Consider the following 12193-nt stretch of genomic DNA (forward strand, 5'->3'; position numbering starts at 1 on the left):
TCAATCGTCTTCGCAGTCGTCGTACCAGGCTGGGTGGTCACGGTCCTCGTCATCGAGGTCATCCAGCGTTTCCTCATCTTCGTCTACTTCGTCTAGCACGCCCTGGGCGTCAGCCTCGTGCTCGATGTCGTCGTAGAGGAATTCGTGGTCGAGCAGGTGGTCATGCTCGGGTTCGTGCAGGTCGTCTTCGTCGCGCATGCTGGCTCCTGGATTGGCGGGAGGCCTATATAGGCTGAACAGTGGGCAAGGTCAATGGATGGCCGCTTAATGCTGGGTTAACCGGGCGCGGGCAGTCTGCAGGCTCTCCCTTCAAGCGTTCCTTACCCGCCATTCAATGGCGGTTTTTTTTTGCGCGGGGGGTTTGTTAATGGCAGGGAAGCACCTGGCTTGAATACCCGCAGCAAACGACAGCCGTATGACACCCTCTTCACATATTATCGACAACCTGCTTGGCACACTGGCCTTGCTCCGTACGTTCTTTAGCCCGCCGATTGTCGGCGGGCTTTTCTTTTGTCGCTTGAAAATTGCCTGACCCCATGTTGGATCTAGCCCTTCCCTCGCGCCAACCACTAAGCGGCGTCACCCAGAAAACACGCTAAGCTCAGCTATCCGATGCCTTGGTAATCGGCGCTCCCACACGCTTGCCCATCGTCGCTCTGGCGATCCACACCGACGAGCCTATTTGGCTCAAAGAGGGTGTTCCAATGGCGACAATCGAGACAAAAGCGTTCGCTAGAGGGCTGCTGAAGGTTGAAAACGCTTGGCAGGCCTATGTCCTGTCGCGCAAGTCCACCCAGGGGCTTGCCGGCCTGGAGCTGATGGCCGCGCAGGCGGAGTGCGACCGCGACTTCATCAGGTTCCAAAATCAGAGCCAGCAGTTCTACGCCGAAGTGCGCAAGCGTATTGGCGACGCTGAGAAGCTGGAGGTGGACAGGGCGCTGTATCCTCAGCATTTCCCCACACGTCCATCAGCAGACAGCTGAAAGCCCACAAAAAAACCGGCCACTGGCCGGTTTTCCTTTAACGTCTCAAACGCAAGGCCTAGCCCTTCGAATTGGACCACCTGGCCGAAGGCTGCCTGGGGCCGACACGATCGGAAGCGCCAATACCGGAAGCCACCTCCTGGATGGATCCGCCTTTTGAGAGGAACGCTTTGATCTGCTCGTCGAGCCGCTGGTGGGCTTTGTGCGTGGGGGACTGATGGGAGGCATTCATGACTGAACCTCGATAGGGAAGTCACTGGAATGCAGCAACTCGTTTGTCACTATACGCCGCATCTGTCACTGACGGGGTGAATTCCCCTGCCCGCCCCCAGGTGCCGGCAGTTAAAGAGCCTCCATCCGCCGGTCACCGGAAGGCGGCGGCGCTTTCAAGATGTGGGAAAAGCTCCCGGTCAAGCCGAACCGAAGCTCTTTGGGCATCACGAAGGTGAAGTGGATCAGCCATGAGCCGTCGCCGAGCAACAACGTATCGCTTCGGTATCGTAGAACTTCCGCTTCGCTTATGCCGATCGCCACTGCGACTTCCTGATTGCTGGGCTTGCGATCCATTGAGGTGACTCCCTCCGACATTGCGCCGGGAAGCCATCGATACTCCTCCTCCGGCAACATAAGCGCTACTTAAAAATTTACCTACCCGTGTGTGGCCGGGCACAGAGAGTACTTACACCGTCAGAGTTCTGCAGCACGAGCAGTGCTACGCTACGGGCGACTTCGCCACCCAAGGAGCAGGGAATGATTTTTGACTGGCACGCAGGGCCGATCACCCGTGCAACCCCGCTGGACAAGAACTACCGCAACACGCAGAAGGTCCGGCAGTTCATGGTCGGCGAGTGCGGCGATGGCTTCAAGTTCGATCGCACCTTCATGGCCTGGGTCAAGAGCGGCGAGCCCGTAACACTGGGCGACGTTGCAGATGAATGGCTGCGTCGAAGGAAGCGATGACGGCAACACCGATTGATTAACTCATCCGCCATACTGTCTAGCCATTCGACACGATGCTGGATAACGACTTGCCGATTGCAGGAAATGTCGCCTCGCCTCGCGATTTATGGAGATAGACAGGGCACATCCGTCGCCGATTTCACCAAGCACAAAATTGCCCGCGAATGCAGGCAAAAAGGTATCATCCGCCGTTTATTCAGCCCCCATGACAGGGAATTCAGAAATGCAAGGCAAACACTTGGCCTATCGACCGGACATAGACGGGCTCAGGGCTCTGGCCGTTTTGGCTGTCACAATTTTCCATTTCAACAAGCAATGGCTCCCTGGCGGCTTCGTCGGCGTTGACGTTTTTTTCGTCATTTCCGGCTTCCTGATCACAGGGATCATCTACGGAAAAGGGCCCAACTTCTCTTTCGCTGATTTTTACGGTCGCCGTGTTCGTCGGATCCTACCTGCAGCTGCGTTTGTAACAATCGTCACATTAATCGCTGGCTCGTTCTTACTCTTGCCTGCCGACGTCAAGTCTCTTTCGGAGTCGGCGATCGGCGCTACCCTTTCTGCAGCTAACATCTACTATTGGCTCTTCTTGGACACGGGTTACTTCGCCGCTTCGTCCGACACCGTGCCACTGCTGCATATGTGGTCGCTCGGCGTTGAAGAGCAGTTCTATCTGATATGGCCGGCGTTGATGATCATCGCCATGAAGGTCGGAGGTAAGCGCCTGCTGGTGGCAACGGGCGTCATTCTCGCTATCGGTTCCTTCGCGGTGAGTGAGTACTTCCTGGCTCGCGACCCCTCGTTCGCTTATTACATGCTGCCTTCCAGGGCAGGCGAACTTCTGGTCGGTGCCCTTCTGTTCCTGTGGCAGGACTCGCGACGCATCCCTGCCTCCGCTGCCAACTTGGCAGGTGCAGTGGGCCTGGCCATGGTTGCCGGATCGATTCTCTATCTTGACGAGAAGAATGGTTTCCCTGGCGTTCGGTCGATTATTCCGTCCCTGGGCGCGGCACTGCTGATCCTTTCAGGCACTAACCAAAGAAACCTTCTATCCAGAATTTTTGGGAACCCAGTCGCCCGTTATGTGGGGCTGCGTTCATTCTCGCTTTACCTCTGGCACTGGCCTGTTCTGGCGTTCTACCGTTACGCATACGGTGAGCCGACGCTGTCAGGTGGCATCGCCTGCGCACTGCTGATGTGCCTACTCACCCTCATCTCGTATCACCTGATAGAGACGCCTTTCAGGGCTCGCACTCCAATGTGGCTGATCACCAAGGCTGGGCCGATCATTGCGACCAGCGCGGGTGTGATGGTACTGGGATACGTCTTGGTGAAGAACAATGGTTATTGGCCAACCGCTGCAGGCGCCGCATACAAGAGAGAAATCTCTTTACACGACTACAACACGAAACCTGCGAGCCGGTTCCCATTCAACTGCCAGATGATGCAGTACGATCCGAAAAAATGGACCGAGGATCAGTGCGTCAATGGTGATAAGACAGTGCCTGCGCAAACACTGCTTTGGGGCGACTCAAACGCAGCGCATTACGTTGGGTATCTGAAGGCTGTAGGAGAAAGCGCGCATTTCTCCATCCGAAATATCTCTCTTACATCGTGCCCTCCGGTGCATGATACAAAAGGCCTTATTGGTCCGGATCGCGCAAAGTCCTGCAATGACTTTAATGAGCGGGCGTTCGCCGAGTCCAAGCACTATAGAACCGTAATCATCGGAGCATATTGGGAAGGCTATGCTGCGAAAGGCGGGAAGGAGAAGTTCGCCGATACCATCGCTGAACTGGCCGGCAACCACAATCAGGTGATCATTGCCCTGAATGTCCCCGTATTCGTAGGCCTGGACCGCATGTGTACGGCAAAAGCCATACGCATCCCAGGAATGAACTGTCCAGCAACCGCGATGACTCCCGATCAAGGCGAAAGCGAAGTCAACCTCTACCTCAAGGAACTCGCAAGCCAGTACGCCAACGTAACCACGTTCGATGTTCGGCCGCAAATCTGCAAAAACGGAACGTGCTCGGCTTACGACAAAGACACGCTTCTCTACTTTGACAGCGGCCACATCAGCATGGTCGGATCTGAGATCATTGGCCGCTCCGTAGTAGAATCCGGTCAAGTCCCCCAGCCTATCGCGGCCCTGGGGCAATCCGCTCGATCTGTTGGGCAACACGTCGAAGATTGAACGCATGAGCATTTAAACTGCCATCTCTGCAAGCCCGCCACCTCGGCGGGCTTGCACTGAAAAGGCGCTGGCAGCTTAAACCGGGCAACCTTAGGTGCGGGCCTCACAGCCAGTGCGGGTAGTGTCAATAATCAGATCACCTTCCACCCGGTAACCGATTGAACCCACCAGGAAAGAGTGATTGAGTTGGCTCATCACCACATCCGAAAGGCCCACGGCGCACTTATCCTTCTGGATAGCGTTATCCATCGCTGTCTTCATGTTAGGGATGCCCAGCGGAAAAATGATGACCGGGTAGTTGTCTTCCCCGGTTACACGCGCACCCTTCACGAATTTCGAAGAGTTGATATTGTAATTCTTGGTGCTGGCAACAGTCATGTCTGCGACTCGAACGGTGCAACCTGAAACAACGGCAGTGGCGGCGATGAGTGCAAGTACGGCTTTCTTCATGATTCCCTCCGAATTGAGGGTGCGGAATATAGCAAAAGGCCATCATCACAAAAAGCCCGGCGTTGAAGCGAGTTTTCGCTTTCCCCTACGAGAAAACTTGGGGACTGGGGATAATCTGTTTTGGGACTTCGGTCTTTTTCGACCCACAAAGAAAAACCCCGCAGACGTTAATCTGCGGGGCTTTCGAATAATGGAGGCCGAGGTCGGAATCGAACCGGCGTAGACGGATTTGCAATCCGGAGCATAACCACTTTGCTACTCGGCCTCAAAGTTCGGAGTTAGCCGCTTGCGCTTTGCTATCCCCTTGAAACACTGAACCTTTTTCAAAGTTCGCTGCGTTTCGATGGGCGCCATTATGTCTGCATTCAATGAACCTTGCAACCCCCTGAACAGAAAAAAATTTCAAGGGGTTCAAGGTGTTAGCGCAAGCGGCCGAGTTTGCTCCAAAGCCCCACCACGGTGTTCTCCACCGTGCCGCTGGCAGCCATGCCGATGCGCTCCTGCAGGCTCTTGCGTTCGGCAAAGTGCAAATGGAACAGATTGGCGTTGCGGGCGCGGTCGCTGAGGTATTCGTCGCTGGTCTGCAGCTCGTCCACCAGCTTGCGGTTAAGCGCTGCCACGCCCAGCCAGACTTCGCCGGTGGCCACTTCGTCCATGTGCAGCTGTGGCCGATAGCGAGCGACAAAGTCCTTGAACAGCTGGTGGGTGATGTCCAGGTCTTCCTGGAACTTCTCCCTGCCCTTCTCGGTGTTTTCGCCGAACACCGTGAGGGTGCGCTTGTATTCGCCGGCGGTGAGCACCTCGAAATCGATGTTGTGCTTCTTCAGCAGACGATTGACGTTGGGCAATTGGGCTACCACGCCAATCGAACCCAGCACGGCAAAGGGTGCGCTGACGATCTTCTCGCCAATGCAGGCCATCATGTAGCCACCACTGGCAGCCACCTTGTCGATGCACACGGTCAGCGGGATGCCCGCTTGGCGAATTCGCGCCAGTTGTGAAGCGGCCAGGCCATAGCTGTGCACCAGGCCACCGCCGCTTTCGAGCCGCAGCACTACCTCGTCACGTGGGGTAGCGAGGGTCAGCAGGGCGGTGATCTCGTTGCGCAGGCTCTCGGTGGCCGAGGCCTTGATGTCGCCATCGAAATCGAGCACGAAGACCCGGCTCTTTTCTTCAGCCTTGGCTTTTTTCTGCTGTTTTTCCGCCTTTGCCTGCTGCTTGCGCAAGGCCTTGAGCTGAGCCTTGTCGAGCAAACCCGACTCCAGGCGCTCGCGCAGCTCTTTATAGAACTCGTTCAGGCGCGTGACCTGCAATTGCCCGCCCGGTTTGCGCCGCCCCTTGCCGCGCAAACCGGCAATGGCCGACAACACCACCAGGATCGCAATCACCAAGGTGGCGGTTTTAGCGAGAAAGCTTGCGTATTCTGCAAGAAACTCCACGTTGACTCCTTCAAAGACTGGCGCCGGTTCAGCGCGTAACTGCTACAAGCATACCGGTGCGCCTGAGGCGCTGCCAGCCGGTGTAAACGCTGGCAACACAGTTCAAACAACCTTTTCAAACGCTTGTATGTTTTTTCGTTGACAGCCTGTGTGGCACATCCTAACCTCGCAGCAACCTCCAACAGGCCGGATACCTTCGTGGGCAACCTCTACCTGATCCGACATGGCCAAGCCTCCTTCGGTGCCGAAGACTACGACGCCCTCTCAGCCGTCGGTGTGCGTCAGAGCCAGGCCCTGGGCGAACACCTGGCTCAGCTCGGTGTGCGGCTGGATCGTTGCGTGGCCGGCGACCTGCGCCGTCAGCAGGATACCGCACGCCTGGCGTTGGAGGCCTTGCACGCCAGCGGCTGCCAGGTGCCTGCTGTCGAGACCGACGCGGCGTTCAATGAGTTCGATGCCGACGGGGTGATCCGCGCCCTGCTGCCGGGGCTGATGGAGCAAGAACCCAACGCCCTGCACATCTTGCGCAATGGCGCACAGCACCGCAGTGAATTCCAGCGCCTGTTCGCCTTGATGGTGCAGCGCTGGCACGATGGCGAGCATGCCGATGACGGCCTGGAGACTTGGCAGGGCTTCACCGCCCGCGTCCAGAAGGGCTTGCAACGTGTGCTCGAAACCGCAGGCAGTGGCGACAACATCGCCATCTTCACCTCCGGCGGCACCATCGCCGCCCTGCTCCACCTGGTCACCTGCATTACCCCCAGCCAGGCTTTCGCGCTGAACTGGCAAATTATCAACACGTCGCTCAGCCAGCTGAAGTTCCGCGGCCGCGACGTGGCACTGGCTTCCTTCAACAGCCAAGCCCATGTGCAGCTGTTGAGGGCGCCGGAGCTCATTACCTACCGATGAGCCCGGCTTGTTGTGTCCCTGCGGGGACGTGAAAATCACTCTATAAGGAATGCGCCATGACCTCCGTAGCTGATGCCGTTAAGAAGATGCAAGAGAAGTTCAACCCAGCCGCTGCCGCCGGCCTGGACCTGGTGTTCGGCTTCGACATCACCGACGAAGGCAAAAAGTACGCGCTGATCGTCAAGGACGGTACCTGCGACATCCAGGAAGGCGAGAACCCAGACGCCAACTGCACCCTGGTGCTGGACAGCGAGACCCTCAAGGGTATCGTCAGTGGCGAGACCGACGGCATGCAGGCCTTCATGGGCGGCAAGCTGCGCGTCGAGGGCGACATGATGCTGTCGATGAAGCTGAGCGAGCTGTTCCCTTCCTGAGTGACGGGCACGCCGAGCGATGAAAAAACCGAAGCCTGACCGGCTTCGGTTTTTTTTTGCCCACCCCATCAAGGCGATTGATCCACCTGCAACACCCTTGTCTATATGACTGCCAGGACGCTTGTTCCAGTTCCCGCAGGCCATTAAATTAGCCAATAGTCCTTGCGATCGATTATAAGGAAAACGCATGACGCTCACCGATCAGTCCACCCAGGTACGCCCCGGCGAAGAACTCGACGCGGCCGTCATCGACCCTTATCTCAAGGCCCATATCCCCGGCCTGGCGGGTTTGCCGAGCATCAGCCAGTTCCCTGGCGGCGCCTCCAACCTCACCTACCTGGTCAGCTACCCGGGCCGCGACTTCGTGCTGCGCCGGCCGCCGTTCGGCCACAAGGCCAAGTCGGCCCACGACATGGGCCGCGAGTTCCGCATTCTCAATCAGCTCAACGATGGCTTCCCGTACTGCCCCAAGGCGTACGTGCACTGCACCGACGAGCGCCTGATAGGCGGCGAGTTCTACGTGATGGAGCGGGTCAAGGGCATCATCCTGCGCTCGGACATCCCCGCTGAACTCAACCTCGACGCCGCCAAGACCGAAGCCCTGTGCAAAAGCTTCATCGACCGCCTGGTGGAACTGCACCAGGTCGACTATCAGGCCTGCGGGCTGGCCGACCTGGGCAAGCCGCAAGGCTATGTGCAGCGCCAGATCGAGGGCTGGACCAACCGCTATGCAAAAGCCATCACCGAGGATGCGCCACGCTGGGAGCGGGTCATCGCCTGGCTGCACGAGAAGATGCCCGCCGACCATCCGCGCCCCGGCATCGTGCATAACGACTACCGTTTCGACAACGTGATCCTCGACGCCGACAACCCGATGCGCATCATTGGCGTGCTGGATTGGGAGATGGCCACGATTGGCGACCCGCTGATGGACCTGGGCAACAGCTTGGCCTACTGGATCGAAGCGGGCGACCCGGCGCCGGTGCAACTGATGCGCCGCCAACCCAGCAACGCCCCCGGGATGCTGAGCCGTCGCCAGTTCGTCGATTACTACGCCGAGCGCGCCGGTATCCGCCTGAACAACTTCGATTACTACTATTGCTATGGCCTGTTCCGCCTCGCCGGCATCGTGCAACAGATCTACTACCGCTTCTACCACGGCCAGACTCAGGACAAGCGCTTCGCTCAGTTCATCCACATGAACCGGCTGCTGGAGCAGATGGCCTTGAAGGTCATCGCCCACACCACGCTCTGACGACAGACAACAAGGAAAACAGCATGTCCAAGACCCACTTGTTCGACCTTGACGGCAAAATCGCCTTCGTTTCCGGCGCCAGCCGCGGCATCGGTGAAGCCATTGCCCACCTGCTGGCCCAGCAGGGCGCACACGTGATCGTCTCCAGCCGCAAGCTGGACGGCTGCCAGCAGGTCGCCGAGGCGATCATTGCCGCCGGGGGCAAGGCGACTGCAGTGGCCTGCCACATCGGCGAGATGGAGCAGATCCAGCAGGTGTTCGCCGGTATCCGCGAACAGTTCGGGCGCCTGGATATCCTGGTCAACAACGCCGCCACCAACCCGCAGTTCTGCAACGTGCTGGACACCGACCTGAACGCCTTCCAGAAGACCGTGGACGTCAACATTCGTGGTTACTTCTTCATGTCGGTGGAAGCCGGCAAGCTGATGCGCGAACACGGCGGCGGCAGCATCATCAATGTGGCGTCGATCAACGGCGTCTCGCCAGGGCATTTCCAGGGCATCTATTCGGTGACCAAGGCTGCGGTGATCAACATGACCAAGGTCTTCGCCAAGGAATGTGCACAGTTCGGCATCCGCTGCAATGCGCTGCTGCCAGGCCTGACTGACACCAAGTTCGCCTCGGCACTGGTGAAGAACGACGCTATCCTCAACGCCGCCCTGCAGCAGATCCCGCTCAAGCGCGTGGCCGACCCCAAGGAAATGGCCGGCGCGGTGCTGTACCTGGCCAGCGATGCCTCCAGCTACACCACCGGCACCGCACTCAACGTCGACGGCGGTTACCTGTCCTGATCAGGCCTTGATTGCCTGCAGGGTGTAGCTCAAAGGCAGGCGTGACGGCTGCTGGCGCAAGCGCCACTCGCCGTCGGCGCCTTTGTCCATCTGGCCCGGCAGCGCCTCCCAAGGGATGCTCTGGTGCTCGACCAGAGCTGTCAGTTGCAGCCCATGCGCCAGCAACGCACTGATCACCTCGCCCAGGCCGTGGTTCCACTCATGGGTCTCGGTATGGACCAGGCGCTGATCGGTTTCGACGTATGTCTGGTCGTTATGCCAGACCGTCGGAGTGTCGTGCTCGAAGTACGGATACTCGATCAACAGGCGGTCCTGATGGTCTTCGTTGACCGCCATCAGCATCGGGTGGCCATCGCGCAGGAACAACCGCCCACCCGGTTTGAGCAGGGCTGCCACCGTACGCGCCCACGGTTCGATGTGGGGCAGCCAGCAGAGTGCGCCGATGCCGGTATAGACCAGGTCGAAGCTACCCGCGGGCAACACCTGGTCGGCGGCATAGACATCCGATTCCACATAGACGATCGGCACCGCGCAGCGCTCGGCGAGTGCCCGCGCCTCGGCCAGCGAAGCCCCGGAGTAATCCAGGCCGCAGACCTTCGCGCCCAGGCGGGCGAGCGAGAGGGTATCGGTACCGATGTGGCACTGCAGGTGAACGGCGTTGAGCCCGCGGATATCGCCTAGCAACGGCAGGTCGAAGCGAACGGTTTCGGAAAGATGCGCCGGGTGCTCGACGAGCCGTTCGACCTCATAGTCTTTCGAGGCGGCATGCAAGGGGGCGCGTTCGTCCCAACTGCTGCGGTTGAGTTGCAGTGATCGGTCCATACTCACGTCCTTGTCCACGTGTCGTGTATTGGCGGCCCTGGTCAGGCCTTCATCATTACAGGCAGGTCGCCGCCGCCGCGCGCCGTTGCAGGGCCACACTGTCATTGTTTTGCGCGTAGTAGTCGACCCGCGCTCCACCTGCTTGCGGATAGATATCCACGAACGCTTCGGCATCGCGGGTATACACCGTGAAACCACCCAGCTTGCGCGGCTCCAGGTAGCCACTGGCATCGACCCCGAACACCGCCTCTTCCTGCCAGCTGAACTGGATGCACTGGGCTACCAGCGCGGGCGCCTTGTGCGAATCGAGCTGCGCGGTCGGCTTGCCGCCACGTGCCGTTTCCATGGTCGCAGAAGCACAACCGACCAGCATCAGTATCGCGGCCATCGGCAGAATTGCTCGCATGTTCAACCCTCAGGGCAAAAAAGAAGGCGACTCTAGCACTCGCAGGCACCGCGAGTGAATTGTCGGCGGCACGCCGCTGTCGCAGTAAGGACATGCCGTCACAAGGAAACCGCCATGAAACTGCATCACCTGCTGCCTTCACTGCTGCTCGCCGCCCTGCCCTGCCTGCCGCTGGCCGCCTCTGCCGCGCCTTCGGCCGAAGAAAGCATCACCGGGCCGGAAACCCACAACCGCGAACTCAAGGTAGGTGACAAGGCCCCCGACCAATACAAACGCGATGACCAGACGGTAAAAGACTGGAAAGCCAAAGGCCTGCCGGCACCCGAAAAGGAAAGCCACTGGGTGCGCATGGGCGAGCACTATGTGCTGGTGCAGATCACCAACGGTGTGGTCCTGGCCATCCACCCCGCGTCCTGACCCTGCCGAGCTACACACAGGCCGCCATGTGCACCGTGTTGCGCCCGGCGGCCTTGGCCTGGTACAGCGCTGCATCGGCCTGGGCAAGCAGGCTGGCCGTGTTGTCGTTGACGCCAGGCACACTGCACCACAATCCGACACTGAAACGCAGTTCGATTTCATCGCTGGCAAAGCGTGCGGGGCTGCGGGCAATGGCCTCTCGCAAGCCCTGCAGCGCCGCCATTGCGCCAACGCGGTCGGTTTCGGGCAACAGCAGCAAAAATTCCTCGCCGCCATAGCGGCCCAGGCTGTCTCCCTGGCGCAAGCGTTGCTGCAACTGACGCACGCAATGGCACAGCACCTCGTCACCGGCCAGGTGCCCGTACAAGTCGTTGATGCGTTTGAAGTGGTCGATGTCGATCATGGCCACGGCCAGGCTGCTCTGCGCGTCCCGGGCGCGGTCCAGCTCGACGACGAAGCGCTCGAGGATCGCCCGGCGATTGTAGGTATCCGTGAGCACATCGCGCAGGGCCAGGTGCTGCAGGCGTGATTCGCTGCGTTCCTTGGCCATCAGCACCAGCCCGATCGAATACATCATCACCGTGGCCGTGCCGATCGCCACCGAAATGCTTTGCTTGACGTTACTGGTGTCGTAGCGCAGTTCCACGGCCGTGCCATTGGCCACGGCCACGGCGCGCATGCCCAGCCCGACCAGGCTGATCAGCGCACCGATCTGCAGCAGCAGGTGCGCCCTGCCCGGCCGCTCGACGTAACGCCGCGCCCAATAAAGGATCATCGAACATTGCAGCATCAGCACCAACGTCGCCAGCAACATGCGGGGCTCAAGGGTATCGAGCAGCAGCATCAGCCCCACCAGCATGACGGCGGGAATGACGAAGATCATCCGCCACGGGATCACTTGCTCGCGCACCCGGAACAGGCTGGCCGAATAGAACGCCAAGGCCAGGGACAGCAGGCTGTTGCCCAAGCCATAGCTGACCCACAACGGCGCTTGGGCATAGAGCGTGTAGCACACATAGGCCAAGGCATGCACCAGCAGCCCGCAACCGGTCAGCATCAGGTTGTCGCGGCGGTTGCTGCGCCCGACCAGCAGCAGGCAGAAGGCCAGAATGGTTGCAACCAGGGCAACGGCGGCGAACAACGTGGGGGTGTGGGCGATCATCGTGATTCACCGTGTGGCAGTTTGCCGTCTT

General features: G+C 59.4%; 16 protein-coding genes and 1 tRNA gene. 8 read left to right on the plus strand and 9 right to left on the minus strand.

Translation table 11 applies throughout. The features are described from left to right. Positions 1–198 carry a hypothetical protein gene (locus DJ563_RS11810; RefSeq protein WP_434519580.1) on the minus strand — a complete coding sequence of 66 codons (198 nt, stop codon included), beginning with the start codon at positions 196–198 and terminating at the stop codon, positions 1–3. A 506-nt stretch (positions 199–704) separates the two neighbouring features. On the opposite strand from DJ563_RS11810, the gene DJ563_RS11815 reads away from it, so the two are divergent. After that, a complete protein-coding gene (locus DJ563_RS11815; RefSeq protein ID WP_033696828.1) occupies positions 705–983 on the plus strand; it encodes a hypothetical protein in 279 nt (92 codons plus the stop codon). 58 nt (positions 984–1041) lie between these two features. On the opposite strand, the gene DJ563_RS11820 is transcribed toward DJ563_RS11815, so the two are convergent. Further along, on the minus strand, positions 1042–1215 hold the full coding sequence (locus DJ563_RS11820; protein ID WP_337994324.1) for a hypothetical protein: 174 nt from the start codon (positions 1213–1215) through the stop codon (positions 1042–1044). Between the two features lie 110 nt (positions 1216–1325). Then, on the minus strand, positions 1326–1550 hold the full coding sequence (locus tag DJ563_RS11825; protein ID WP_274099494.1) for a hypothetical protein: 225 nt from the start codon (positions 1548–1550) through the stop codon (positions 1326–1328). Positions 1551–1733: 183 nt separating this feature from the next. On the opposite strand from DJ563_RS11825, the gene DJ563_RS11830 reads away from it, so the two are divergent. Both DJ563_RS11830 and DJ563_RS11835 read left to right on the plus strand, forming a co-directional pair. Beyond that, positions 1734–1943, plus strand: a complete 210-nt coding sequence (locus DJ563_RS11830) for a DUF6434 domain-containing protein (RefSeq protein WP_434519581.1) — start codon at positions 1734–1736, stop codon at positions 1941–1943. Positions 1944–2166: 223 nt separating this feature from the next. Beyond that, entirely contained in the window at positions 2167–4137 is a 1971-nt protein-coding gene (locus DJ563_RS11835) for an acyltransferase family protein (RefSeq protein ID WP_434519582.1), read from the plus strand. Between the two features lie 90 nt (positions 4138–4227). Here the strand turns inward: DJ563_RS11835 and DJ563_RS11840 are convergent, their stop codons facing one another. The 3 genes from DJ563_RS11840 to sohB form a co-directional block, all read right to left on the minus strand. Continuing rightward, positions 4228–4587 carry a hypothetical protein gene (locus tag DJ563_RS11840; RefSeq protein ID WP_434519583.1) on the minus strand — a complete coding sequence of 120 codons (360 nt, stop codon included), beginning with the start codon at positions 4585–4587 and terminating at the stop codon, positions 4228–4230. A 191-nt stretch (positions 4588–4778) separates the two neighbouring features. Next, positions 4779–4852 (minus strand) — tRNA-Cys (locus tag DJ563_RS11845). 154 nt (positions 4853–5006) lie between these two features. Next, positions 5007–6026 carry a protease SohB gene (sohB, locus tag DJ563_RS11850; protein WP_186660103.1) on the minus strand — a complete coding sequence of 340 codons (1020 nt, stop codon included), beginning with the start codon at positions 6024–6026 and terminating at the stop codon, positions 5007–5009. A 198-nt stretch (positions 6027–6224) separates the two neighbouring features. Here sohB and DJ563_RS11855 point away from each other — a divergent pair, with 198 nt between their 5' ends. The 4 genes from DJ563_RS11855 (at position 6225) to DJ563_RS11870 (ending at position 9355) form a co-directional block, all read left to right on the plus strand. Then, positions 6225–6935: a histidine phosphatase family protein gene (locus DJ563_RS11855; protein WP_434519584.1), complete on the plus strand. Its 711-nt coding sequence runs from the start codon at positions 6225–6227 to the stop codon at positions 6933–6935. 56 nt (positions 6936–6991) lie between these two features. Continuing rightward, positions 6992–7309, plus strand: a complete 318-nt coding sequence (locus DJ563_RS11860) for an SCP2 sterol-binding domain-containing protein (protein WP_186660108.1) — start codon at positions 6992–6994, stop codon at positions 7307–7309. A gap of 187 nt (positions 7310–7496) precedes the next feature. Next, a complete protein-coding gene (locus DJ563_RS11865; protein WP_434519585.1) occupies positions 7497–8564 on the plus strand; it encodes a phosphotransferase family protein in 1068 nt (355 codons plus the stop codon). Positions 8565–8587: 23 nt separating this feature from the next. Continuing rightward, the gene (locus tag DJ563_RS11870; RefSeq protein WP_019470688.1) at positions 8588–9355 is read left to right on the plus strand and encodes an SDR family oxidoreductase; all 768 of its coding nucleotides are present in this window, start codon (positions 8588–8590) and stop codon (positions 9353–9355) included. Here DJ563_RS11870 and DJ563_RS11875 read toward each other — a convergent pair whose 3' ends face one another. Further along, positions 9356–10177: a class I SAM-dependent methyltransferase gene (locus DJ563_RS11875; RefSeq protein ID WP_274099449.1), complete on the minus strand. Its 822-nt coding sequence runs from the start codon at positions 10175–10177 to the stop codon at positions 9356–9358. Positions 10178–10232: 55 nt separating this feature from the next. Beyond that, positions 10233–10583: a hypothetical protein gene (locus tag DJ563_RS11880; RefSeq protein WP_434519586.1), complete on the minus strand. Its 351-nt coding sequence runs from the start codon at positions 10581–10583 to the stop codon at positions 10233–10235. Positions 10584–10697: 114 nt separating this feature from the next. Between DJ563_RS11880 and DJ563_RS11885 the strand changes: the two genes are divergently transcribed. Then, complete coding sequence (locus tag DJ563_RS11885) at positions 10698–11000, plus strand: RcnB family protein (protein ID WP_095064291.1); 303 nt, start codon at positions 10698–10700, stop codon at positions 10998–11000. 10 nt (positions 11001–11010) lie between these two features. On the opposite strand, the gene DJ563_RS11890 is transcribed toward DJ563_RS11885, so the two are convergent. Next, a complete protein-coding gene (locus DJ563_RS11890) occupies positions 11011–12162 on the minus strand; it encodes a GGDEF domain-containing protein (RefSeq protein WP_274099447.1) in 1152 nt (383 codons plus the stop codon). Positions 12163–12193 lie beyond the last annotated feature (31 nt).

The sequence above is a fragment of the Pseudomonas sp. NFX1 genome, from assembly GCF_051123555.1.
Lineage (GTDB): Bacteria > Pseudomonadota > Gammaproteobacteria > Pseudomonadales > Pseudomonadaceae > Aquipseudomonas > Aquipseudomonas capeferrum.